Genomic DNA, 24023 nt, shown 5'->3' on the forward strand with positions numbered 1-24023 from the left:
CTTCCCGGGAAGTCGTGGGGCCTGACGCCTTGCCTACGAGGGCGCAGATGAACCGTTAGGATGACGGCCCATCCCATTGCGACCGAGGAGTTTCGATGTCTGCATCCCCCGCACCGCGCCGTGCCCTGGTCACCGGCGGCAGCGGCGATCTTGGTGGCGCGATCTGCCGCGCCCTGGCCGCGCAGGGCCTGCACGTGATCGTGCACGCCAACGCCAACGTCGCGCGGGCGGCGGCAGTGGTGGAGGCGATCGTCGCCGCCGGCGGCAGCGCCGAGGCGGTGGCGTTCGACGTGGCCGATGCCGAGGCCAGCGCGCAGGCGCTGGCGACGCTACTGGAGGCCGGCCCGATCCAGGTGCTGGTCAACAACGCCGGCATTCACGACGACGCGCCGATGGCGGGCATGAGCGCGGCGCAGTGGCACAAGGTCATCGACGTCTCGCTGCACGGCTTCTTCCACGTCACCCAGCCGCTGCTGCTGCCGATGGCGCGCACGCGCTGGGGCCGCATCGTCAGCGTGTCCTCGGTGGCGGCGGTGCTGGGCAACCGCGGGCAGACCAACTACGCCGCGGCCAAGGCCGCGCTGCACGGCGCCAGCCTCTCGCTGGCGCGGGAAATGGCCAGCCGCGGGATCAGCGTCAACGTGGTCGCGCCGGGCGTGATCCAGGGCGCGATGGCCGAGAGCGCATTCCCGCCGGAGACAATCAAGCAGATGGTCCCCGCCGGGCGCCCGGGCAAGCCGGAGGAAGTGGCCGCGCTGGTCGCCTTCCTGTGCTCGGACGCGGCCGCCTACATCAACGGCCAGGTCATCGGCATCAACGGCGGCATGGGCTGACCGCACGGACGACCACGCGAGCGTCGCGCCGCCACGCCGGCGGCGCAACCGCGGCCTGGGCTCAGCGGCAGACGAAGCTGGACGCCGCCTCCACGTCGCCGCCGACGTAGCGCGCCACCTGCGGATACGGGCACAGCGGCCGGCTGCGCTGGCTGCTCCAGCTGGCCGGCACCTCGGCATTGGGCGCGGCACTGCCGCTGCCGCGTGCGTTGGCGATGATCGCGGCCGGCGCCTGGCCCTGTTCGACCCAGGCCACCAGCGGGCTCAGCGCATCGAACTGGTCGGTGGCCGGTCCGCCGGCGCAATGGGCCATCGCCGGCACCGCGAACAGGCGTGCGTAGCTGGCGGCGTCGGCATCGGCCGTGCGCAGGCGGTCGTACCAGGCCGCGGTGTCGGCGAAGGAGAAGATGCCGTCGCCGGTGCCGTGGTAGATCAGCAGCTTGCCGCCGCGCTTCTTCAGCGTGGTCAGCTGGGTCTCGTTCGGCGGGGTCATGTACGACCAGGCCGATTCGCGGAAGGCGCCGGCCGTGGCGAAGATCTTCGGCGCGTCGCGGTCCATGTCGAACTGCAGCGCATAGCGCTTCAGGTCCTGCAGTACCGCCGGATCCTCCGGCGGGGTGACGAAGCCGAAGGCCACCGATCCGGGCACCAGGGTCAGCGAGGCGTCCTGCCGCCAGCCGGCCCAGTCGCCGCTGGCGATGCCCGGGTCGTAGGGGAAGGGCGCGTACAGCGGCGTGCCGGCGCTGTTGCGCACGCCGGCGTGGATGGCGCCGAGCGCGCGCTTCTGCGCCGGGGTCAGGCATTGCCCGGTGCGCCCGGCGCTGCCGCAGGTGGCGACGTCGCGATTCAGGTCGAAGCGGCGCTGGCAGGCGAGCACGTCCTGCACCATGCCGTCGCGCACCCCGTCCAGCGCATCGCAGGTGGCGACGATGCGCTCGGCCACCAGGCTGCGCTCGGCCGCGGTCAGGCCGCTGCGCGTGTCGCTGCCGCCGGCCAGCGCCGCCAGTTGCTGGGCCGCGGCGAGGTCGGCGATCGCCGCCTTGGGCAGGTGGAACCCGGGATCGCCGACCAGGATGCCGTCGTAGTCCTGCGCGTCGCGCGCGGCGGCGACCATGCCGTGGCGGCCGCCGTTGGAGCAGCCGCCGAAGTAGCTGTAGTCCGGCGCCTTGCCGTAGGCGATCTGCACCACGCGCTTGGCCATCGGGGTCAGGGCCTGCACCGCCTGGTAGCCGTAGTCCAGGCGCGCCTGCGGATCGCGGCCGAACAGCGGGTTCTGCGCGTTGCTGTGCCCGGCATCGGAACTGATGACCGCAAAGCCCATGCGCAGCGGGTTGTCGCGCTGGCCGCCGCCGCCGATGTCGCCGAGCGCGGGGACCACGTTGCCATCCAGGCCGCCGTTGGCCTGGTAGAAGAAGCGCCCGTTCCACGCCGCCGGCAGGCGCATCTCGAAGCCGATCGCGTAGGACTGGCCGTCCGTGCCGACCCGTTCGTGCATCAGGCCGGTGATCTGGCAGTGCGCGCCGATCGGCTGGCCGGCCACTTGCAAAGTGCCGGCGGCCACGCTGCGCACCGCGGTGAAGCGGGTGCCGGGATAGGCGAGCCGGCTCGCCAGCGCGTCGCAGGATTGTTGCAGCGGCGCCGGGGTGGCCGGTGCGCGCGGGGCCGCCTGCGCGTGGGCGGTGGTGGACGTGGCGGCAAGAGCGGCCAGTGGCAGGGCCAATGCGAGCAGCGTGGAGCGCATGCAGTTCTCCTGGGGGACGCGCCGGGCGCGGCGGGCCTGTGTCGCGCCGGTGGCGCCGGGGCGTCAACCGGCACCCGTGCGAAAACACGAATGCGTGGGCGATATTCGCCCCGTGTGACGTGCGCCGCGCAATGGAGGCCCACGCGGGGCATGTTGCGACGGCGGGCGGAGCGCGTGTTGTTGCAGGGCGGCATGGCCCTGCGCGTGGATCAGGCGGCGTCCGCGTACCAGGCGGGCGACAGCACCGGCAGCGGCGTCGCCGCATCGCGGCAGGCGTCCAGCAGGCCGTGGTCGGCCAGCGTGGGATGCTGCTGGCGGGCACGCGCCAGGATCTCTCCGGCCAGTTCCGCCATGCGCGCGACGTTGCCGTGCAGGCGGGCGACGAACGCGGCCTCGTCCAGCCGGTCGCTCAGCGCGCGATTGAGTTCGTGGAACCAGCCGATCAGGTACTGGTCCAGCAGGCGCCCGTCGGCCACCGCCGCGGCCTGCGCGCGGTTGGCCGCGCCCCAGTCGCGCAGCAGCGCCTGCATGCCCAGGTTGAGCGCGCGGGCCTGCTGCAGCGCTGGGCGCAGCCGGCCCAGTACCGCCAGGTCGGCGATGCGGTCGGTGCAGTACAGCGGCGCCAGCAGCGACCAGTAGTAGGTGTAGTCCCAGATCACCTTGACCGGCATCACCTGGGCGTCGCCGAACAGCGGGTACTGGTCCTGGTAGAGGGTCAGGGTGTTCTCGTAGAACGAGAAGTACAGCTGCTGGTACAGCTCGGCATACGGCGCGATGTCGCGCCCGGCGCGCTCGCGCCCGATCAGTTCGCAGATGTAGGTGTTGCTGATGGCGATGAAGTCGCTGCCCGGGGAATAGAACGGGTCCAGGAACACCCCGGCCTCGCCGGTCAGCGCCCAGCGCTGCGCCGAGAACACCTGCTTGCAGCCGTAGGAGAAGTCGCGCAGGAACAGGAAGTCCTGCACCGTGTGTTCGCTGCGCTCCAGCGTGCTGGCCACCTGCGGCTGGTGCGTGCGCAGCCAGTCCATCGCCTTGGCGTGGGTGTTCATGGTCTCCAGCGGATGCAGGGCGGCATCGCAGACGATGCCCAGCGAATGCGCGCCGGAGGACAGCGGGATCAGCCAGAACCAGTAGCCGGGGCCGCACATGTGGTTGGTCGAGCGCCAGCGGTCCGGCGGCGTGCAGCGCTGCAGCCAGGCGCTGTCCTGCGACCAGCCGTTGGGATCGACCAGCCCGTCCACTCGCCACCACACCGCGTTGGCCTGGTGTGCGTTGTCCTGGGCCAGGCCGAGCTTGCGCTTGAGCAGGCCGGCGCGGCCGCTGGCGTCGATCACCCAGCGCGCCTGCAGGTGGGCGTCGACGCCGTCGCGGCTGTAGCGCACGCAGTGCTCGCCGTCGTCCTCGGCCAGGTCGACGCCGCGTACCGTGCTGCCGTCGAGGAATTCCACGCCCATCTCGCGCGCGCGCTGCCCGAGGAAGTTCTCGAAGCGGCCGCGGTCGATCTGCCACGACGGGGTTGGCAGCAACTGGCTCACGCCCAGCTCGGTGCACTGGTCGATGTCCGCGCGCCCGTCGGAGAAGAAGAAGCGGAAGCCGAACTTGCGGATCTGTTCGGCATCCAGGTGCTCGCGCAGGCCCAGCACTTCGGCGAAGTAGTGCGCGCCGATCTCCACCGAGGATTCGCCGACCTTGAAGGCGGCCTCGCGCACCGGGTGCGCGCGCCGTTCCAGCACGCGGATGCGCAGTTGCGGGTCGCGCTGGCGCAACTGCAGCGCCAGGGTCAGTCCGGCCAGCCCGCCGCCCAGAATCGCCACATCCGCCTGCGCTGCATTCATGTCGTCTTTTCCTTGGCGACGGCCAGGGGGGCCGTGTCGAGGGTGCCGTCGGCGTCGTCGATCAGCACCGGGTTGGCGCGGGTGCGTCGGTACTCGCGTACCACGTGCCCATAGGTCCATACCTGCACGATCACGTGCGAGGTGATCTTCCACAGATCGCGCACCAGCCGGAAGTGGCTCTTGCGGAACGTGCCGGGGGTCTGGTTGGCGTAGCGGGTCTCGATCGGCACCGCCACCACCCGCGCGCCGGCCTGGCGCGCCGCGGAGATCAGCAGCTGCGCCTCGAACACGAAGCCTTCGCCGGGCACGTCGGGCAGGGTGTAGACCGACTGCGGATACAGGCGCTGGCCGCTCTGGCTGTCGACCAGGCGGAAGCCGCAGCCCCAGGCGATGCCCCAGTCGCCGAAATCGTTGCCGATGCGGCGGATCGGCGGCTGGCTGGCGCGCTTGCGCAGGCGCGCGCCCACGATCACGCAGCCGGGATGGCGGTTGGCCGCGGCCAGCAGCCGCGGGAAGTCGGCGGCGCTGTGCTGGCCGTCGCCGTCCATGGTCATCACCGCGCGCGCGCCCTGGCGCTGCGCCTCGGCGAAGCCGCTGCGCAGTGCCGCCCCCTTGCCGCGGCGTTGCGGATGGCGCAGCAGGGTCACCGGCAGGTCGGCGATGCAGTCGCTGGTGCCGTCGTCGGAGCCGTCGTCGACCACGATTACCCGCGGGCAGTGTGCCAGCGCGGCGCTGACCACCTCGCGGATGCGCAGCCGTTCGTTCAGGGCCGGAATCAGGATCGCGGCGTCGGCGGCGGTCAGCGGCGTGCGGCTCATGCGCGCAGCTCCACCTGCAGGCAGCGGCCGCCGCCGGCGTCGAGCACGCAGCCGCTGCCGCCCAGCGCCAGCGCGTCGAACAGCGGCAGCATCGGCGCCATCGCGTTGCCCGCGGCGTGCCGCGCCAGCGCGCCATCGCCGGCCGGGGCGGTGCCGTCGCGCAACTGCGCGTGGAGCTGCGGCTTGCCGTCGCGCGTGCCGGCGCTCAGCACCAGCGCACCGCCGAGCAGGCCTTCGCTGCGCGCGATGCGGCCCAGCGCGCCCACCGAGCGGCTGTCGTAGCCGACCAGCAGCACTGCGTCTTCGCCCGCGGCCAGTTGCGACAGCGCTTCCAGCAGGCCCTGCGCGAAGCTGCCCGAGTGCGCACTGATCGCGGTCGCCGCGGCGGTGGCGCCGGCGCCGATGGTCCAGTAGCCGGCGGCGGCGTTGTGCACCGAGTTGTGGAACTTGGTCGGCGAGACCGACAGCGGTTCGCTGGCCAGGGTGGTGCACATGTAGTCGGTGATCGCCAGGTCGCCGTGGGTGGAGGTGAACACCGACGGCAGCGTGGCCGGGTCGCGGCCGGCGTGCTGGCAGGCGGCCAGCGCCGCGTCCAGCGACACCGCCACGGTGTCCGGCGCGCGGCGGCGCTCGTTGGGCGCCAACAACTGCGGCGACGGCCGTGCCGGCGTCTCCTGCAGCACGCCTTCGCCGCGGGCGAACGCCTGCGCCAGCGTCCACGACGGCAGCCCGGGCGCCCAGAAACCAATGCCTTCGATCGTCGCGCTCAGCATCGGCATGTTCATGCGCGGCCGAACAGCAGCGAGCAGTTGTTGCCGCCGAAGCCGAAGGAGTTGTTCATGGCGTAGCGGACCTGTGCATGGGCGGTGGCGAAGCGGATCTGCGGGCCGCAGGCGGGATCGGGCAGTTCGCTGTTGAGGGTGCCGGGCAGCAGGCCGTCGCGCAGCGCCAGCAGGGCGAACACCGACTCGACGATGCCGGCGGCGCCGAGCGTGTGCCCGGTCCAGGCCTTGGTCGAACTGGCGTGCAGGGTTGGCGGGAACAGCGCCGCCACCGCGGCGGCCTCGACGCTGTCGTTGGCTGGGGTCGCGGTGCCGTGCAGGTTCAGATACCCGACCTCGGCCGGATCCACCCCGGCACGTTGCAGCGCGCCGCGCATCGCCAGGCCGGCGCCCAGCCCCTGCGGATGCGGCGCGGACATGTGGTGGGCATCGCTGGATTCGCCGTAGCCGCACAGCAGCGCCTGCGCCGGCGGCGCGTCGGCGGCATCGGCGCGTTCCAGCAGCGCGTAGCCGCCGGCCTCGCCCAGCGACAGCCCGACCCGGCGCACGTCGAACGGCCGGCACGGCTCCGGCGACACCACCTGCAGCGAGTTGAAGCCGAACAGCACGCTGCCGCACAGCGTGTCCACGCCGCCGACCAGCGCCGCATCGACCACGCCGGCGGCGATCAGCCGCGCCGCCTGGGCGAACACCTTGGCGCTGGACGAGCAGGCGGTGGCGACGGTGATGCACGGGCCGCGCAGGCCGGTGGCGGCGCGCACGAAGTCGCCGAGCGAATGCGGGGTGTGCACGATCGGCCGATCCAGGTCGGCGGGCAGGCGCGGGCCGTCCGCATCGTGATCGAGCCGGGTGTAGGCCTCCTCGCTGGCGCCGATGCTGGAGGTGGAGGTGCCCATCACCACCGCCACCCGGTCGGCGCCATGCCGCTGCGCCGCGGCGGCGACCGCGTCGGCCATGCCGTCCTGCTGCAGCGCCAGCCAGGCCAGGCGATTGTTGCGGCATTCCCATGCGGCCAGGGCATCCGGCAGCGCGGCGGTTTCCAGCCCGTCCACCCGGCCGATCCAGCATTCCAGCGGTTGCGGACCGAAATCGTTGCGACGCAGGCCGCTGCGGCCCTCGCGCAGCGCCGCGGCCTGGGCCTGCAGTCCGCTGCCGAGCGCATTGGTCGCGGTGTAGGCACGGATGGCCACGGGAGCCATGCGGGGCGACGAGGACGCTTCGGTCACGCGGTATTCCATACAAGGACAATTACCGCAGTATATCGACGCATTCGGTCATGCCGTGAAACGCCAACGACGCGAACGTGAATGGCGCGCTTGCCCTGGATCCGTTCAGCGCACGGCCGGCGTGCGCTTTCGCCGCTGGCGCATTTCCTCCACAATCGCTTGCCTTTCCACGCCAGGCGCACGCCACGGGCATGCAAGCCTACGTCTACAAAAGCCAACGCAAGCCGGACACCTATCTGTATCTCGCCGCCCGCGACGACTTCGGCCGGTTGCCGCCGGCGCTGCTGGCGTCGCTGCAGCCGCTGGCGTTCGTGCTCGAGGTGGCGTTGACCGCCGAACGCACGCTGGCCCGCGCCGATCCGGCCGCGGTGCGCGCCAACCTCGCCGGCTGCGGCTTCCATCTGCAATTGCCGCCGTCTCTGCCCGGCACCACCGATCGACACGATGACTGACTCCTTTCTCCGCGCGCGCGCGCCGATGCTCGCCGCCGCGCTGGGTGCGGTGCTGGCGCTGGCCGCCGGATTCGGCCCGCTGGCCGCCGCCCTGGGCGCCTGGCTGGCGCAGCCGGCGTTCGCGCTGGCGCTGTCCTGGCACCGCGGCAGCCGGCCGCGTCCGCGTGCCGCGCGCGAGCTGATCGGCGCGGTGGCGCCGCTGCTGGCGCTGTGGGCCGGCGGCATGGTGCTGGTCGCGGTGCTGGTGGCCTGGCCGCTGGCGGCCCTGCACGACAGCGGCAGCCTGGCGGCCGCGCTGGCGCTGAGCGTGGCCGCCAGTGCCGCACTGCTCGGCCTGTGGCGGACCTGGCCGCTGTGGCACGCCAGCGACGGCGAGGACGGCGCGCTGGGCGCGCGCTGGCACGCGCTGGCGCAGCAGGACGTGCAGGCCTGGCGCGGACTGGCGGTGGCCGCGCTGGTGCTGGTGCTGGCCGGGCTCGGCGTGGTGCTGGCCTGGCCGGGACTGCTCGCCGCCGCTGCGCGCTGGCCGCTGGCGCTGGCCTATGCGCTGCTGTCGCCGCTGCTGCATGCCGGCCTGCAACGGGTGGCACCGCCGCAGACGCTGACCCCGCCGGTGTCCTCCGCCGACCTGTTCGCCGAACTGAGCGCCAACACCGCGCCGCGCGCCGACGAGCCGGCGCCCGCACAGGACGAATTGCATGCGGCGCTGTACGACGCTGCCCGCGGCGGCCGCGTCGACCGCGCGCTGCAGTTGCTGCAGGCCGGTGCCGATCCGCATGCGCTGCCCGCTGCCGAGTGGCGCGACCAGCGCAGCCTGCCGGTGCTGGCCGCGGTGCTGCCGGACCTGCGCCTGCTGCGCGAACTGATCGTGCGCGGGGTCGACGTCAATCGCCCGCACCTGGGCATGACCCCGCTGCTGGCCGCCACCCGCGACAGCTGGCACGGCCGCCCGGAAGCGGTGATGACCCTGCTCGCCAACGGCGCCGACCCGCGCGCCAGCGACGGCGACGGCAACACCCCGCTGCATCACGCCGCGCGCAGTTCCGACCCGGGCGTGGCCGCGCTGCTGCGCGACGCCGCCGCCGAACTGGACGCGGCCAACCGCGACGGCCTGACCCCGCTGGCGGTGGCCTGCCAGGTCGGCAACTGGCGCATGGCCAAGTTCCTGCTCGAGCGCGGCGCCAAGCCGGAGCCGGCCGACGCCAGCCCGGTGCTGCTGGCCGCCGCCGGCACCGAGGAAGACGATCCGGCCGGCGTGCAGTTGCTGCTCAAGCACAAGGCGCGGGTCGATGCGCGCGATCGCCAGCGCCGCAGCGCGCTGCACGAGGCGGCGCAGGCCGGCCACGTGGAGATCGTGCAGGCCCTGCTCGGCGCTGGCGCCAACCTGGAAGCGCGCGACGCGCTGGGCCGCACGCCGTGGCTGGAAGCCGCCCGCCACGGCCGCGTGGCGGTGCTGGAACGGCTGCTGCCGCACAAGCCGGACGTGGTTGCGGTCGATGGCGACGGCCGCAACGCGATCCTGCTGGCTTGCACCGCCGATCACGTCGCCCCCGGCCTGATCCGGCGCCTGCTGGAGCTGGGCGTGGCGCCGGCGCAGCCGGACCAGAGCGGCCGCCGCGCGGTCGACCTGGCCGCCGAGGCCGGGCGCTGGGCGATCGTGTCCGCGCTGGACCCGGACTATCCGCTGCCGGCCGCGGTCAGCGACGGCCAGGGCGAGACCGGCCCCGCCGGCCTGCCCGACCGGCCGCCGCTGGAACTGCTGCGCGAAGGCCTGCAACTGGGCCAGCCGCGCGGCGGCCTGGCCGCGCTGGCGCGGCTGTGCGCGGCCGAGGAACTGGGCGCGCTGCTGCACGATGCGCCGCTGGCGCTGAACGCGCAGGCGGTGGACTGGCTGCTGGCGCACGGCGCCGAGCCGGAGGTGCTCGATGCCTGTGGCGATACCCCGATGTTCGCGCTGCTCTCGCGTGGCGTGGAGGCGGTGCCCAGCCTGCAGGCGATGCTGCGCCACGGCGTGTCGCCGGCCGGCCGCGGCGGCCTGACCCGCCTGCTCGCCGCCTGCGCCCAGCACGATCACGCCTCGCGCGCTCTGGAACAGTTCGCCCTGGAACTGCTCGAGCGTGGCGCCGATCCGTTCGCGCCGTCGCCGGCCGGCGATCCGCCGCTGTCGCTGGCGGTGCGGCTGGGCTGGCTGCGCCTGCAACTGCAACTGCTCGAGCGCGGCGCCGACCGCGAGGCCCGCGACAGCCACGGCATGACCGCGCTGCACCTGGCCGCTGCGCTGGGCCGCGAGGCCTCGCTGAAACTGCTGATCCAGCAAGGCGCTTCGCCGGACGCGCGCGCCGCCGACGGCCAGACCCCGCTCGGCGTGGCCCTGGCCAGCGGCCGCCGCGACCTGGCCGACTGGCTGGACTGGCGCACCTGGCCGCTGCCGCGGCGCCCGCTGCGCGAGGCCGACGTGCCGGCCGCGGCGATGGTCGGCGATGCCGAGGCGATCCGCCGCCTGATCGACCTGGGCCTGCCGGTGGATGCGGTGGACGCGCAGGGCTGCACCGCGCTGCTGCGCGCTGCCGGCGGTGGCCATGCCGCAGCGGTGAAGCTGCTGCTGTCGCGCGGCGCCGATCTGCAGCACGCCGCGGCCAGTGGCGCCACGCCGCTGTCGGCGGCGGTGAGCATGCGCCAGACCGAGATCGTCGCCGCCCTGCTGCAGGCCGGCGCGCAGATCGAACACCGCCTGCCCGGCGGGGTCACCGTGCTGATGCTGGCCTGCGCGCTGGGCCTGCCCGACATCGCCGCGCGGCTGCTGGCCGCCGGTGCCGACGTGCATGCCGGCGACGCCCAGCAACTGGCGCCGCTGCACTGCGCGGCGCTGTACGGCTTCACCGCGCGCGACAAGACGCGCCTGCTGGCGTTGCTGGACACCTTGCTGCTGGCCGGCGCCGAGGCCGACCGCGGCTCCGCCGGCGGGGTGACGCCGCTGCTGTTGCTGCTGGGCGCGCGCGCCGAACCGGGCACGGCCTGTGAGGAGCCGGTGGTGCTGGCCGGCGTCGAGCGCCTGCTCGACGAGGACGTCAGCCTGGAGGTGCAGGATCCGCGCGGCTTCGGCCCGCTGCACCTGGCCGCGCTGCACGGCCTGCCGCTGCTGGTGCAGCGCCTGCTGCGCGCCGGCGCCGATCCGGAACTGCGCGACACCTTGAACCGCACCCCGCGCGAGATCGCGGTGATGCGCGGCTTCGTCGACGTCGCCGGGCAGTTCCAGCCGGCGCTGCCGGGGGTGTCGTCGATGGCGCGGTTCCTGCGCGAGAGCCGCTAGCGCTCTTCCTTCTCCCAGCGGGAGAAGGTGGCCCTGAGGGCCGGATGAGGGGAGGGCGCCGCCGCGCCTCGCCCATTGCACCGCGTCTCGTGCCGCACCCTCACCCCGATCCCTCTCCTGGTGGGAGAGGGGGCTTGCGGCAGCGCGGTGCGCCGCAGCGCCCAAAAAAATGCCCGCCGGAGGGCGGGCGAGTGCGTCATGGTGGGTACGTCGCTGCTGTCGGAACCGCTGCGGGAGGGCCGCCTCCCGCGCACGTGGCGCGGCGGCAAGCGGCACCGCCGCGCGGTTTGGCGTTACTGCCGCGCCACCACGGTCAGGCCGCTGTAGCTGCCGCTCAGGCGCACGTAGTAGGTCGTGGCGCTGGACGGAGTGAGGCGCACCGTCTGCGTGGTGCCGGCACGGGTGGACCGCGCGTCGTAGCTGCTGCTGGTCGGCGTCTTGCCCGCCGACACGTACATCGCCACGTTGCCGGTGCCGCCGAAGGTCATGAAGCTCACCACCGTGCCGGCCGCGGCCTGGAAGCTGTACAGCCTGTCGCCGCCCTGGCTGCCGACACCACGCATCTCGACCTTGTTGACCAGGGTCTTGGTCGGCGGCACGCAGCTGCTGTCCGAGGGATCGCACGGCGGGGTGGTGGCCATCTGCAGCAGCATGTCGATGTCCAGGATGCCGGCGCCGATCGGCGTGGTGGTCGGGATCGCCACCGGGAACGGCCGCGCGCTGGCGCGCAGCAGGTCGCGCATGCCGGTCCAGCTGAGCGGGGTCTTGGCCACGCTCTGCACCATCGCCACCGCCGCGGCCACGTGCGGGGACGCCATCGAGGTGCCGGCCATGCCGCCGATCTGCCAGTCGCTGGTCGGGCTCTGGGTGCCGCCGTTGAGCACCTGGAAGATGTAGCCGTTCGGGTTGCCGTCGACGTCGCCGCCGCCACCCGGCGCGGCAATGTCCACGCGGGTGCCGTAGTTGGAGTAGCTGGCGCGGCCGCCATTGACCCGCGAGGCGCCGACGCTGATGACGCCGTTGCAGGACGACATGGTGTAGGTCCCGGCATCGGCATTGGAGTTGCCGGCGGCGACCACGATGATCGTGCCCTTGGCGTTGATCTGGTCGATCGCGTCCTGGTAGATCTGCGGGCAGGTGTCCGGGCCACCGCTGCCCAGGCTCATGTTGATCACCTCGGCCGGGTTCGGATTGGTCGGCAGGCCGGCCACCGGCAGGCCCGCGGCCCACAGCATGCCGTCGGCGATGTCGCTGCCGAAGCCGCCGCAGGAGCCGAGCACGCGCACCGGCACGATCTTGGCGTCGTAGGCCAGGCCGGCGGTGGCCAGGTTGTTGTTGGTGACCTGGGCGATGGTGCCGGAGACATGGCTGCCGTGCCACGAGCTCGGCTCCGCGGCGTTGCCGGACCCGCCCAGCGCATTGCAGTAGTCGGCCTCGACCCAGTCGCCCAGATCGTAGCCGCCGGCCGCGCGGCCGTCGGTGTCGCGGCGCGAGACGCGGTGGTCGGTGATCATGTCGTAGCCGGGCAGCACGTTGGCGGCCAGGTCCGGGTTGTCCTTGACCACGCCGGTGTCGACCACCGCCACCACCACGCCCTTGCCGGTGGAGCGGGTCCAGGCGGCTTCGGCGTTGACCCCGCCGACCGGGTCGTGGAAGTTCCACTGCAGCTTGGCGTAGGCCGGATCGTTGGGCGTGGTGGAGGCGGCGGCCGCCATCGCCGCCGGCAGGCGCACGCTGGCCTCGTCCAGGCGCCGGTACAGGCGGTCGACCTGCACCGACACCACCGACGGGTCGGCCTTGAGTTCGTTGATGAAGGCGGTGCGTTCGCTGTCGCTGAGGTGACGCGAGGTCTGCACCACGTGCCAGCCCGGCACCGCCATGTCGCGCAGCACCTTGGCGCTGACCGCGCTGCGCAGCGTCAGGCCGTTGCTGGCGATCTGCGCGCGCTGCATGCCGCTGCGCGCCACCGCGCTGCTCAGGGTGGTGGCGAGCAGGCTGCGCGCCTGGGTGCCGCCGTCGCGAGTCTTGACGATGAAGCGCTGCCCCAGGTCGCCAGGGGTGGCCGATTGCGGCACCGGGCCGTGCACGCCCCCCAGGCCGATGGTGGGCGTGGCCGCCTGCGCGGCGCCGGCGAACAGGATGGCGGCGAGGGCAGCGGCGAGCGAATTGGAAGACATCATCTGCAGATCCTGGAAGAGAAGTGAGAAGAAAGAAAACGGCGGCGCACGCGGCGCCGCGTTGGGTCACAGGTCAATGCCCACGCCGATGCCGGCCGAGGACTCGCCGCTGCTGAAGGCGCCGCCCAGGCTGAACGAGGCGCGCTCGCCGAGCTTGCGGGCGTAGCCGACCGACAGCGCCTGCTGCCCGCCCTGGAAGCCGGCGCCGACCGACACGCGCCCGCGCGGGCTCTGCGTGCCGGCGGCGTTGACCGCCATGTTGAGCATCGCCGCGCTCATCGCGCCCAGCTTGTCCATGCGCCGGTCCATGCCGTCGAGGCGGTGTTCGGTGTCGGTGCGCAACTGGTTGAAGCTGTCGTCCAGCGCGGTGATGCGGGTGTTGGTGTAGGCGTTGGCACTGCTCAGGGTGGCGCTGTTGCCCGCGCGCATCTGCGCCACGTTGACCGCGTCGGTGTCGGCGCTGCCGGCGGCGACGTTGGCGACCTGGCGCTCGTTGCCGGCGCTGCCCACCGACACCGTGTTGGCGCGGTTGGCGACCGCGCCCTGGCCAAGCGCCACCGAGTTCGCGGCGCTGGCCGAAGCGCCCTGGCCCAGCGCGGTGGCCGAGGCCGCCGACGCGTTGGCGCTTTCGCCCAGCGCCACCGCATTGGTCGCCACCGCGGCGACGCGGGCGTTGGCGCCGACCGCGGTACTGCCGTCGGCGTTGACCGTGGCGTTGCCGCCGATGGCGGTGTCGTTGGGGCCGTAGGCCAGCGCCTGCGCGCCCATCGCCAGGCCGTTGTTGCCGTTGGCGGTGGCCCCGGAGCCCACGGCCACGGCATTGGTGCCGGCACCGGTGCTGGGCGCGGTGGCCGCGCCGCCGCCGTCGCCGACGCTGATGCCGCCGGAGCCGCCGAGGGTGTTCAGGCGGTTGCCGAAGCCGGTCAGCGCGGTGTCCAGCGCACCCATCGCCGAGCCCAGGTCGGTGTAGTGGTTGCCCTGCACCAGGTAGTTGCCGCCGATCAGGGTGCCGTTGGCGTCGACCACGCTGCCGGCGCCGAATGCGGCGGCGACGTTGCGCAGCTGCGCCAGGTTGACCGCATCGGTGTCCAGGGTGCCGGCGGCCAGGTTGGTGAGCTGGCGCTCGCTGCCGGCCGCGCCGATGGACACGGTGTTGTCGCGTTCGGCGACCGAGCCGGCGCCCAGCGCTACGCTGCGGTTGGTGATGGTCGTTTGGTCGTTGACGAACTTCGAGTTGCCGACGCGGGCGCCGGGGCCGATCGCGATCGACTGGTCGCCGAACACGTCCGCGCCGGTGCCAACGGCGATGCTGTCGTAGAACAGCACCGGGGTCTCGCGGAAGAACTCGCCGTTCCACACCATTCCCCCGCCCAGGGCCAGGCTGCGGGTGCCGCCAGCCCAGGAGCCGTTGCCCAGCGCGGTGGAGCCGACGCCGAGGGCGAGCGCGGCCGGGCCGACCGCCGTGCCGTCGTCGCTCTGTGCGAACGCGCTGGCGCCCATGGCCACGCTGTGGGCGCCCCAGGCGCGCGCGCCGTTGCCGAAGGCGCTCGCCCACTCGGCGGTGGCCTGGCTCTGTGCGCCGACGGCCACGGCCGCGTACTGGTTGGCCACGGCGGTGGAGCCCACGGCCACGGTGCGGTTGGCGCTGGCCTCGGCCAGGGCGCCGACCGCGGTGGAACTGTAGGCAGTGGCCAGCGCGCCACCGCCCAGCGCGGTCGACATCGGACCGGTGGCCTGGGTCGCCTGCAACTGCATGCCTTCACTGCTCAAGCCGTCTTCGCCCACGTCGACGAGGCCGCCGACGGCGACGCTGGAACGGTCGCTGGCGATCGCGCCGGCACCGGCGGCCACGTTGAACTTGCCGCTGGCCTGCGCGCCGGCGCCCAGTGCGGTCGCGGCCATGCCGGTGGCGGAGGTCTGCTGCAGGATCGTCACGCCGCCGGACAGGTACGAATAATCCACATCGAGCATGCCGCCGACGGCGGTGGTGGAGATCTCGGTGGCCAGGCTGTTGTGGCCCACCGCCACCGCGTGGTTGGCATAACCGACCGCACCGCCGCCGAGCGCGATGGCCCCTGTCCCCACCGCCGAGGCGGCCTCGCCGGCGGCCAGCGCTTCGTCGCCGTCGGCCTCGGCGCCGGCGTTGCTGTCGGCGCCGCCGGTGGCCTTGAAGTAGACGCTGGGATCGTAGGTGGTCGCGGCCGGGGTAGCGCTGGCGTCGCTGGCCGTGGCGTCGGTGCCGGTGGACTGGGCCGTGCCGGCCGCCGTTGTCGTGGTGGCGGGCGTCTGCGCCATCGCCGTCGAGGTCAGGCACAGTGCGCAGGCCAGGGCCAGGGTGCTGGTCGCACGGGGCATTGGATGACGGGCGGCGGCGCCGCGCGGGGAAGTGCAATCGTTCATGGCGATCTCGGGCTGGGAAACGGCAGGGCAGAAGGTGACGTCGGCGGCGCGTGTGCGCCTCCGCATCGGTCAGGAGTGATCTGGGAGCCGCGCCGTCGTCCCCAGGCGCGTTCCGTCATGCGAACTTAGGCCCGCCGTCACCGGCTTGTCACCTGCAAGTTCTCGCATGATCATCATCGGATTCTCACTGAACGGGAATGGAGCACGGCGGCATGGCGAAGGCGTTCTGGAACTGGCTGGGCCGCGCGCCGCTGATGGACGAGGTGGATCGGCGCAATGCGCGGGTGATCCAGTTGCTGCTGCTGTTCCTGGCGGTGACCATTCCGGCCACGCTGGTGATCGCGCTGGTGCTGGCGTGGCCACAGCTGCGCGGGCAGCCGATGCAGCCCGGCCTGCTCATCTCGCTGACCATGAGCCTGCTGATCGGGGTGTGCGCGGCGATCGGCTTCGTGCGCGTGCGCCATGGCGCCTTGCGCGGTGGCGTGCGGCTGCTGCTCGGGGCGATGCTCGGGTCGCTGCTGGTCAATGCCGCCATCCATGGGTTCCAGCGGCAGTTGCCGGACCAGCTGGCGCAGATGCTGGTGCTGATCCTGGCCGGCCTGGTGCTCGGGCGCCGCGCGCTGTGGGTGACGTTCGCAGCGCTGCTGCTGATGCTCGGCGTCGGCGTCGGCCATGACGCGCTGCTGGAGCTCGCCGACACGCCCGCCCAGGCGTTCTTCAATGTGTTGCCGGTGCTGTTCAGTTACCTGCTGGTGGCGCTGCTGCTGGACCGCACCACCGAGGCGCTGCGCGAGAGCCTGCGCGAATCCAATGCGCGCGGCCAGCGCCTGCAGCAGGAGATGCAGGAGCGCGAACGCGCGCAGACCCAGCTGATCCACGCGCAGAAACGCGAGATCACCGAGCGCATGGCCAGCGGCCTGGCCCACGACTTCAACAACATCCTGGCGGTGATGTCCGGCTTCGCCGCCGCACGCCACGACGACGATCTGGCCGGCGACGCGCAGCGCATCGCGCAACTGGAGGACAGCCTGGCGGCGGTGGAAGAGTCGGCCGAGCGCGGCATGACCATCGTGCGCCGGCTGCTGCGCTTCAGCCGCCGCGATGCCGAGCATGTCGAACGTTTCGACGCCGCGGCCGCGGTGGAGGCGCTGCAGCCGATGCTGCGGCAGTTGCTGGAAGCGCGGATCGTGCTGCGCTGCGCGCTACCGGCGGCACCGGCGCCGATCCGCTTCGAGCGCAGCCAGTTCGACCTGATGCTGCTGAACCTGGCGTCCAACAGCCGCGACGCGATCGCCGACCGCGGCCATTTCGACATCGCCGTGTCCAGCACGGAGGAGGGCACCGTCATCGAGATCGCCGACGACGGCCACGGCATGCCGGCGGAGGTGGCCGCACAGGTGTTCGAGCCGTTCTACAGCACCAAGCCGGCCGACCGCGGCACCGGCCTGGGTCTGGCGGTGGTGCGCGACCTGGTGGTGCGTGCCGGAGGCCGCATCCAGGTGCACAGCACCGTGGGCGTGGGCACGCGCTTCCGCATCGTGCTGCCGCATGCCGATGCGGTGCCGGCGCCTGTGTCGGTGCCGGCGTAGGGACTGGGCGGCCTCGCCGGCCCGCGCAACGCGCCACGCGACGCGCGCCGGCGAGGGGCGCGTCAGCCGGCGGGATCGAAGATGTAGCCCTGGCCGTGCACCGCGGCCAGCGGCAGCGGTTCGCCGCAGCGGCGCTGCACCTTGCTGCGCAGGCGGTGCACCATCGAATCCAGGCGGTGCGCGTCGAAGTCATAGACGCGGTCGGTGAGCGCGGCGATCAACGCCTCGCGCGCCACCAGCAGGCCCGGTTGCTCGAGCAGGCGCAGGCACAGCCGGCGTTCGCTGCCGGTCAGCGCGGCCGCAGCGCCGGACGGCGACAGCAGGCACCAGCCGTCTTCGCTGACCTGCCAGCGTCCGCGCGCCGGCGCCGCGGGCAGGCGCCCGCTCACGCGCCGCGCCAGGCTGTGCAGGGTCGCGGCCAGCAGGTCGATTTCCACCGGCTTGGACAGATAAGCGTCGGCGCCACCGGTCAGGCCGCGGATGCGGTCCTCGGTCTGGCCCAGGCTGGTCAGCATGACGATGCCCAGGTCCGGATACTGCTGGCGCAGCGCGCCGGCCAGGGTGAAGCCGTCGGTGTCGGGCAGGCCGACATCCAGCACCACGATCTCGGCACCTTCGCGCTGCACCCGTTGCTGCAGTTCCGCGCCGGTGCCGCAGCCATCGGCGGCGAAGCCGAAGCGGCGCAGGCCCGGCACCAGGATGCGATCGCGCAGTATCGGATCGTCCTCCAGGACCAGGGTGCGCAGGGCGGCGGCAGCGGGATCGGAAGTCATGCGCAGGCGCAGTGTAGCGGCAGCCGGTCGCTTGCGCGCGCCTGAACGGCGCCGCGCGGCGATTACGCAACGCAAACACCGGCGCTGGCAGACTCGCGGCTCCTCCGCCCCGGCGCCCACGATGGCCTCGCGAATCGAAGACTACGCCATGCTCGGCAACTGCCGCAGCGCGGCTCTGGTGGACCGTTGCGGCTCGATCGACTGGCTGTGTCTGCCGCGCTTCGATTCCGACGCGTTGTTCGCGGCCCTGCTCGGCGAACCCGACCACGGCCGCTGGGCGATCGCGCCGCAGGGTGCCTTCACCAGCACCCGTGCCTATCGCGACGGCAGCCTGGTGCTGGAGACGCGGTTCGAGACCGACACCGGCGCGGTGGCCCTGCTGGACTTCATGGTCGCCAGCCACGACGAGGTGCTGCACAACCACGTGGTGCGGATCGTGCGCGGGTTGCACGGGCGGGTGCCGCTGCGCATGCAGCTGCAGTTGCGCTTCAACTATGGGCGCACCATTCCCTGGGTGTCGCAGATCGACGGCGGCCTGCAGGCGGTGGCCGGGCCGGACCAGATCGCGTTGCGCAGCCCGCAGGCCATGCACGGCCACGGCTTTGCCACCGAGGCCGAATTCGTGTTGGAGGCCGGCGAAAGCACCTGGTTCGTGCTCAGCCATGGCGCCTCGCACCTGGAACTGCCGCCCTTGCTGGAGCCGGAACAGGCGCTGGCGCAGACCGAGGCGTTCTGGCACGGCTGGTCGCACCGTTGCCTGCATGCCGGCCCGTGGACCGAGGCGGTGCGGCGCTCGCTGGTGGTGCTGAAGGGGCTGAGCTACCTGCCGACCGGCGCCATCGTCGCCGCGCCGACCACCTCGCTGCCCGAGCGCCTGGGCGGCGAGCGCAACTGGGACTACCGGTTCTGCTGGCTGCGCGATGCGGTGTTCACCCTCACCGCGTTGCGCGCGGCCGGCTACTTCGACGAGGCCGCCGCCTTCCATGGCTGGCTGCAGCGCACCGTGGCCGGGTCGCCGGACCAGTTGCAGGCGCTGTACGGCATCGGCGGCGAGCGGCGCATGGCCGAATGGCAGGTGGACTGGCTGCCCGGCTACGAAGGCGCCTCGCCGGTACGCGTGGGCAATGCCGCGGTCGGCCAGTTCCAGCTCGACGTCTATGGCGAAGTGATCGCCGCGTTCCACCGTGGCCACCACGAGGGCATGGCCTCGGCGGTGCATGGCCGCTCGCTGGCGCGGCAGCTGCTGGAGGTGCTGGAAGAGCGCTGGCGCGATCCGGACGAAGGCATCTGGGAGATCCGCGACAAGCGCCAGCACTTCGTGCATTCCAAGGTGATGGCGTGGCTGGCGTTCGACTGCGGCGCGCGCGACGGCGTCACCGACGCCGATGCCACGCAACGCGCGCACTGGCGCGCGCTGGCCGACGAGATCCACGCGCAGGTGCTGGCGCAGGGCGTGCACCGCGACGGCTATTTCGTGCAGAGCTACGGCAGCGAGCGGCTGGACGCGGCGACCCTGCTGATCCCGCTGGTCGGCTTCCTGCCGCCGGACGATCCGCGCGTGGCCGCCACCGCCGATGCCATCGCCGAGCGCCTGAGCATCGACGGCCTGGTCGAACGCTACCGTGCCGACGACGACAGCGGCGACGGCCTGCCGGCCGGCGAGGGCACCTTCGTCGCCTGCAGCTTCTGGCTGGTGGAGAACTATGCGCTGCTGGGCCGCCGCGAGCAGGCGCAGGCGCTGTTCGAACGCCTGCTCGGCCTGTGCAACGACGTCGGCCTGCTGGCCGAGGAATACGACCCGCGCAGCGGCCGCATGCTCGGCAATTTCCCGCAGGGCTATTCGCACGTGGCGCTGGTCCACGCGGCGCTGCGCCTGCATGGCTTGATCGGCGAACAGGACACCCATCCATGAGCGATGCCTCCCAGACCACCCCACCCTGCCTGATCGTGGTGTTCGGCGCCCGCGGCGACCTGACCCGGCGCCTGGTGCTGCCGGCGCTGTACAACCTGCGCCACAGCGGCGCGCTGCCCGAGGAATTCGCGGTGATCGGCGTGGATCACGGCGCGGTCAGCGAAGTGGCGTGGCGGCGCATGCTCGGCGATGCGATGCGTGGGCTGATGGCCGATCGCGATGCCGAGTTCAAGGCCGACGGCCTGGACGAAGAGGTGTGGGGCTGGCTGCGCTCGCGCCTGCACTACCTGCGCGGCGACTTCAACGATGCCGGCACCTATCGCAGCCTGGGCGCGCTGCTGGACAAGGTCGCCGCGCAGTACCGCACCGGCGGCAACGTGCTGTTCTACCTCGCCACCGCGGCGCGCTTCTTCGCGCCGGTGATCGAGCAACTGGGCGCGGCCGGGCTGGTCAAGCAGAGCGCCAACGGCGGCTGGCGCCGGGTGATCGTGGAGAAGCCGTTCGGCCACGACCTGCAGAGCGCGCGCGAGCTCAACGCCATCGTCGGGCGCGTGCTCGACGAGGACCAGGTGTTCCGCATCGACCATTTCCTGGGCAAGGAAACGGTGCAGAACATCCTCGCCTTCCGCTTCGCTAATGGCCTGTTCGAGCCGGTGTGGAACCGCGACCGCATCGACCACGTGCAGATCACCGCGGCCGAGACCATCGGCGTGGAAGGCCGCGGCGGCTTCTACGATCCCACCGGCTGCCTGCGCGACATGGTGCCCAACCACCTGTTCCAGTTGCTGGCGATGATCGCGATGGAACCGCCGGCGGCGTTCACCCCGGCGGCGATGCTGCGCCGGCGCGCCGAGGTGATCGAGGCGGTACGGCCGCTGAGCCCCGCCGACGTGGTGCGCGGCCAGTACGCGGCCGGCGCGATCGGCCGCAACGCGGTGCCCGGCTACCGCGAGGAAGACACGGTGCCGCCGGATTCCAACACCGAGACCTACGTCGCGATGAAGCTGCAGGTCGACACCTGGCGCTGGGCCGGCGTGCCGTTCTACCTGCGCACCGGCAAGCGCCTGCGCGAGCGCACCACCGAGATCGCGATCCGCTTCAAGCCGGCGCCGCTGGCGCCGCTGCGCAGCGCCGAGATCGGCGGCTACGGCCCGGACTGGCTGGTGCTGCACATCCAGCCCGACGAGGGCATCTCGCTGCAGTTCGACGTCAAGCGCCCGGGCGCGCGGGTCAGCCTGGCGCCGGTGCGCATGGACTTCCGCTACCGCGACTGGTTCCCCAAGGAATACACGGTGGGCTACGAACGCCTGCTGCAGGATTGCATGCACGGCGAGGCCGGCCTGTTCCAGGACGCGACCATGGTCGAAGCGGCCTGGACCATCGTGCAGCCGATCCTCGACGCCTGGCAGACCTCGGCCGACGAAACCCCGCAGTACCCGGCCGGCAGCGCCGGCCCGGCGGCGGCCGATGCGCTGCTGGCGCTCAACGGCGGCCACACCTGGCGCACCCTGACCGCCGGGCGCCGCCCGCCGCCGCGGCGTCCGCCGGAGGCCACCGCCACGACCGAGACCCGGCCGGTGACGCCGGCGCCGAAGCGCAGCGGGGCCAAGGCGGCCGATGCTTCCGCTTCGCCCAAGGCACGCAAGTCGACCATGGCCAAGCCCGCCGCGGCGCCAGCAAAGCCATCGGCAGCGAAGAAGGTCGCCAAGCCCACCGCGAAGAAGGCCGTCAAGCGTGCGGCCGGCAGCGCCACGAAGCGTCCCGCACGGAAGCGCTGAAGCGGTGCCCCGGGCGCTGGCGTGGGCGCCAGTGTTCGGGGAAATGCTTCCATGTCAGCAGGAGCGGCGCAGCGATGGCGGCTGGCTCCTGCAGTCGGGGCTGAAGCCCCTCCCACAATGCAAGGCTTGATGGCGTGCGGATACAGCGCGCTTGCCGAGCATTGGCTTTGGCAAACCGGCAGGTCATCGGAGTTCCATCGTTCCCTGTTGTCGAAGCCAGCAGGCGTCACCGCGCCGGAAGCTTTCGATCGCAATTGTGGGAGGGGCTTCAGCCCCGACGCGACCACGCCCGACTGCACGCGCACCACGCCGCAGTGGGCAGGTGCCTCGGCGACTCGTCGGCATCCCCATCGCGTTCCGCCGTGCGTGGCAACGGCGTACCCACCGTGACCGCCGTTGTCGGCAGCGACGAGCGCACATCACGCAGCGCACGTCCGCGACACCGCTGGCCGCGTGCTCCGGTCGCAGCATCCAAGCCACCCGCATCAACTGCGCTGCTGTTCCGCGCCTGTCGCACCCGTCGTCTCCGCCGGCCCGGCCGTGGGATCGTTGACGTCGGCCTCGAACAGCTGGGTCAGATCCGCACGCGCCGCGCGCGCGGTCTGCACCACTGCCGCGTCGTCGTCGTAGACCAGGTGCTGGGCGCGCAGCAGTTGCGTGTCGTGCTCGCGGAAGCGGGCGATGCGGTCGCGTGCGGTGGCCGCATCCAGGCCCAGGCCGAGCAGTACCTGCTCGCTCAGTTCCAGGCTGGAGGCGAACACCTCGCGGAACGGTTCGGCGCCCAGGTCCATCAGCCGCCAGGCGTGCTGGCGGTTGCGCGCGCGCGCCAGCACCCTGGCGTTGGGGTAGAGCCGGCGGATCAGCCGCGTGGTCTTGATGTTGGTCTCCGGGTCGTCCATCGCCACCACGAAGAGGCGGATGCCGTCGCTGCCGGCCGCGCGCAGCAGGTCCGGGCGGCTGGGGTCGCCGTAGTAGAGCTGGTTGCCGAAGCGGCGCAGGTCCTCCACCGTGTCCGGATTGTGTTCCAGCGCCACGAACGGGATGCGCTGCGCGGTCAGCAGGCGCGCCACGATCTGGCCGAAGCGGCCCATGCCGGCGATCAGCACCTGCGCGCGCTGCGTCTCCACCGTGTCGTACTGCGCTGCCGGCGTTTGTGGCTGCTTGCCCTTGCCGGCCTCGCTGCCGCCGAGCAGGCGCTGCATGCCGATCAGCAGCAGCGGCGTCAGCGCCATCGACACGCCGACCACCGCGACCAGGCGGTCGTGGGTGGCATCGTCGAGCAGGCGCACGCGCTGCGCCTCGGTGAACACCACGAAGGCGAACTCGCCGCCCAGCCACAACAGGCTGCCCAGCAGCAGCGCGCTGCGCCAGGGCAGGCGCAGCACGCGGCCGATGCCGGCCAGCAGCGCAAACTTGACCAGCAGCAGCGTGGCCACCGCGCCGGCGATCAGCCACGGCTCGGCGACGATGCGGTCCAGGTCGATGCCCATCCCCACGGCGATGAAGAACACGCCCAGCAGCAGGCCCTGGAACGGCTCGATCTGCGCCTCCAGCTCGTGGCGGAACTCCGAATCGGCCAGCAGCACGCCGGCCAGGAACGCGCCCAGGCTGGGGCTCAGGCCGGCCTTCTGCAGGAACCAGGCAGTGCCCAGCACCACCAGCAGCGCGCTGGCGGTGAACACCTCGGGCATGCGCGTGCGCGCCACCGTGCGGAACAGGTGGCGCAGCACGAAGCGCCCGCACACCACCACCAGCGCCAGCGCGCCCAGCGCCTGGCCCACTTCCGCCCAGGTCAGGGTGTCGTTCTTGGCGCCGCCGAGCAGCGGCACCGCGGCCAGCAGCGGGATCGCGATCAGGTCCTGGAACAGCAGGATGGCGAAGCCGAGCCGGCCGTAGTCGCTGTTGAGCGCCTTGCGCTCGGCCAGCAGCTGCAGGCCCACCGCGGTGGACGACAGCGCCAGCGCCAGGCCGATCACCAGCGCGCTCTTCCAGTTCAGGCCCATGCACAGCGCCAGCGCACCCAGCGGCAGCGCGGTCAGCGCCACCTGCGCCGAGCCCGCGCCGAACACCGCATGCCGCATCACCTTCAAGCGCGCCGGCGACAGCTCCAGGCCGATCAGGAACAGCAGCATCACCACGCCGATCTCGGCGGCGTTGAGGATGCGCTCGGTGTCCTGCACGAAGCCCAGTCCGTCCGGTCCCAGCACCACGCCCGCGGCCAGGTAGGCCAGCACCGCGCCCAGGCCCAGCCGCTTGAACACCGGCACCGCGATCACCGCGGCCAGCAGCAGCACCAGCGCCAGTTCCAGGCCGCCGCTATGCACGAGTCGTCTCCATCGGCGCATTATGCGGCCGCCAAGGCGACCGTCTGCTGACCCGGGCTGTGTGCGGGTGTCG

At 72.6% G+C, this 24023-nt stretch carries 15 protein-coding genes; 6 read left to right on the forward strand and 9 right to left on the reverse strand.

Annotated features, from left to right (window positions below; translation table 11 throughout):
• Nucleotides 1-95: 95 nt before the first annotated feature.
• The gene (gene fabG, locus Q7W82_RS03840) at nucleotides 96-833 is read left to right on the forward strand and encodes a 3-oxoacyl-ACP reductase FabG (protein ID WP_242157133.1); all 738 of its coding nucleotides are present in this window, start codon (nucleotides 96-98) and stop codon (nucleotides 831-833) included.
• A gap of 61 nt (nucleotides 834-894) precedes the next feature.
• Here fabG and Q7W82_RS03845 read toward each other — a convergent pair whose 3' ends face one another.
• The 5 genes from Q7W82_RS03845 to Q7W82_RS03865 form a co-directional block, all read right to left on the reverse strand.
• Entirely contained in the window at nucleotides 895-2574 is a 1680-nt protein-coding gene (locus tag Q7W82_RS03845; protein ID WP_242157131.1) for a tannase/feruloyl esterase family alpha/beta hydrolase, read from the reverse strand.
• Nucleotides 2575-2783: 209 nt separating this feature from the next.
• On the reverse strand, nucleotides 2784-4409 hold the full coding sequence (locus Q7W82_RS03850) for a tryptophan 7-halogenase (protein WP_242157117.1): 1626 nt from the start codon (nucleotides 4407-4409) through the stop codon (nucleotides 2784-2786).
• Entirely contained in the window at nucleotides 4406-5227 is an 822-nt protein-coding gene (locus Q7W82_RS03855) for a glycosyltransferase family 2 protein (protein ID WP_242157107.1), read from the reverse strand. Before Q7W82_RS03855 ends, Q7W82_RS03850 begins: the two co-directional genes overlap by 4 nt.
• Nucleotides 5224-6000, reverse strand: coding sequence for a beta-ketoacyl synthase chain length factor (locus Q7W82_RS03860; RefSeq protein ID WP_242157106.1), 777 nt, complete (start codon nucleotides 5998-6000; stop codon nucleotides 5224-5226). Before Q7W82_RS03860 ends, Q7W82_RS03855 begins: the two co-directional genes overlap by 4 nt.
• A gap of 8 nt (nucleotides 6001-6008) precedes the next feature.
• Nucleotides 6009-7208: a beta-ketoacyl-[acyl-carrier-protein] synthase family protein gene (locus Q7W82_RS03865; RefSeq protein WP_242157103.1), complete on the reverse strand. Its 1200-nt coding sequence runs from the start codon at nucleotides 7206-7208 to the stop codon at nucleotides 6009-6011.
• Nucleotides 7209-7426: 218 nt separating this feature from the next.
• Here Q7W82_RS03865 and Q7W82_RS03870 point away from each other — a divergent pair, with 218 nt between their 5' ends.
• On the forward strand, nucleotides 7427-7687 hold the full coding sequence (locus Q7W82_RS03870; RefSeq protein WP_017909431.1) for a YcgL domain-containing protein: 261 nt from the start codon (nucleotides 7427-7429) through the stop codon (nucleotides 7685-7687).
• Nucleotides 7680-10997, forward strand: coding sequence for an ankyrin repeat domain-containing protein (locus Q7W82_RS03875; RefSeq protein WP_242157101.1), 3318 nt, complete (start codon nucleotides 7680-7682; stop codon nucleotides 10995-10997). Before Q7W82_RS03870 ends, Q7W82_RS03875 begins: the two co-directional genes overlap by 8 nt.
• 293 nt (nucleotides 10998-11290) lie before the next feature.
• On the opposite strand, the gene Q7W82_RS03880 is transcribed toward Q7W82_RS03875, so the two are convergent.
• Together Q7W82_RS03880 and Q7W82_RS03885 are read right to left on the reverse strand one after the other, a co-directional pair.
• Entirely contained in the window at nucleotides 11291-13174 is a 1884-nt protein-coding gene (locus tag Q7W82_RS03880) for a S8 family peptidase (protein WP_353949510.1), read from the reverse strand.
• Between the two features lie 66 nt (nucleotides 13175-13240).
• Nucleotides 13241-15529 (reverse strand): YadA-like family protein, encoded by a 2289-nt coding sequence (locus Q7W82_RS03885; protein ID WP_242157097.1) that lies wholly within the window; start codon nucleotides 15527-15529, stop codon nucleotides 13241-13243.
• A 257-nt stretch (nucleotides 15530-15786) separates the two neighbouring features.
• Between Q7W82_RS03885 and Q7W82_RS03890 the strand changes: the two genes are divergently transcribed.
• Complete coding sequence (locus tag Q7W82_RS03890; RefSeq protein ID WP_242157087.1) at nucleotides 15787-17163, forward strand: ATP-binding protein; 1377 nt, start codon at nucleotides 15787-15789, stop codon at nucleotides 17161-17163.
• 62 nt (nucleotides 17164-17225) lie between these two features.
• Here Q7W82_RS03890 and Q7W82_RS03895 read toward each other — a convergent pair whose 3' ends face one another.
• A complete protein-coding gene (locus Q7W82_RS03895) occupies nucleotides 17226-17936 on the reverse strand; it encodes a response regulator transcription factor (RefSeq protein WP_242157083.1) in 711 nt (236 codons plus the stop codon).
• Between the two features lie 121 nt (nucleotides 17937-18057).
• Between Q7W82_RS03895 and Q7W82_RS03900 the strand changes: the two genes are divergently transcribed.
• A complete protein-coding gene (locus Q7W82_RS03900) occupies nucleotides 18058-19848 on the forward strand; it encodes a glycoside hydrolase family 15 protein (RefSeq protein ID WP_242157074.1) in 1791 nt (596 codons plus the stop codon).
• Complete coding sequence (zwf, locus tag Q7W82_RS03905) at nucleotides 19845-21626, forward strand: glucose-6-phosphate dehydrogenase (protein ID WP_242157072.1); 1782 nt, start codon at nucleotides 19845-19847, stop codon at nucleotides 21624-21626. Before Q7W82_RS03900 ends, zwf begins: the two co-directional genes overlap by 4 nt.
• Nucleotides 21627-22111: 485 nt before the next feature.
• Here the strand turns inward: zwf and Q7W82_RS03910 are convergent, their stop codons facing one another.
• Nucleotides 22112-23950 carry a monovalent cation:proton antiporter-2 (CPA2) family protein gene (locus Q7W82_RS03910; RefSeq protein ID WP_242082920.1) on the reverse strand — a complete coding sequence of 613 codons (1839 nt, stop codon included), beginning with the start codon at nucleotides 23948-23950 and terminating at the stop codon, nucleotides 22112-22114.
• Nucleotides 23951-24023 lie beyond the last annotated feature (73 nt).

Origin of the sequence: Xanthomonas indica, assembly GCF_040529045.1 — a bacterium.
GTDB classification, from domain to species: domain Bacteria; phylum Pseudomonadota; class Gammaproteobacteria; order Xanthomonadales; family Xanthomonadaceae; genus Xanthomonas_A; species Xanthomonas_A indica.

Coding starts and splice junctions, on each gene's coding strand:
- fabG (WP_242157133.1), top strand. CDS start 96: ATGTCTGCATCCCCCGCACCGCGCCGTGCCCTGGTCACCGGCGGCAGC.
- Q7W82_RS03845 (WP_242157131.1), bottom strand. CDS start 2,574: ATGCGCTCCACGCTGCTCGCATTGGCCCTGCCACTGGCCGCTCTTGCC.
- Q7W82_RS03850 (WP_242157117.1), bottom strand. CDS start 4,409: ATGAATGCAGCGCAGGCGGATGTGGCGATTCTGGGCGGCGGGCTGGCC.
- Q7W82_RS03855 (WP_242157107.1), bottom strand. CDS start 5,227: ATGAGCCGCACGCCGCTGACCGCCGCCGACGCCGCGATCCTGATTCCG.
- Q7W82_RS03860 (WP_242157106.1), bottom strand. CDS start 6,000: ATGCTGAGCGCGACGATCGAAGGCATTGGTTTCTGGGCGCCCGGGCTG.
- Q7W82_RS03865 (WP_242157103.1), bottom strand. CDS start 7,208: ATGGCTCCCGTGGCCATCCGTGCCTACACCGCGACCAATGCGCTCGGC.
- Q7W82_RS03870 (WP_017909431.1), top strand. CDS start 7,427: ATGCAAGCCTACGTCTACAAAAGCCAACGCAAGCCGGACACCTATCTG.
- Q7W82_RS03875 (WP_242157101.1), top strand. CDS start 7,680: ATGACTGACTCCTTTCTCCGCGCGCGCGCGCCGATGCTCGCCGCCGCG.
- Q7W82_RS03880 (WP_353949510.1), bottom strand. CDS start 13,174: ATGTCTTCCAATTCGCTCGCCGCTGCCCTCGCCGCCATCCTGTTCGCC.
- Q7W82_RS03885 (WP_242157097.1), bottom strand. CDS start 15,529: ATGCCCCGTGCGACCAGCACCCTGGCCCTGGCCTGCGCACTGTGCCTG.
- Q7W82_RS03890 (WP_242157087.1), top strand. CDS start 15,787: ATGGCGAAGGCGTTCTGGAACTGGCTGGGCCGCGCGCCGCTGATGGAC.
- Q7W82_RS03895 (WP_242157083.1), bottom strand. CDS start 17,936: ATGACTTCCGATCCCGCTGCCGCCGCCCTGCGCACCCTGGTCCTGGAG.
- Q7W82_RS03900 (WP_242157074.1), top strand. CDS start 18,058: ATGGCCTCGCGAATCGAAGACTACGCCATGCTCGGCAACTGCCGCAGC.
- zwf (WP_242157072.1), top strand. CDS start 19,845: ATGAGCGATGCCTCCCAGACCACCCCACCCTGCCTGATCGTGGTGTTC.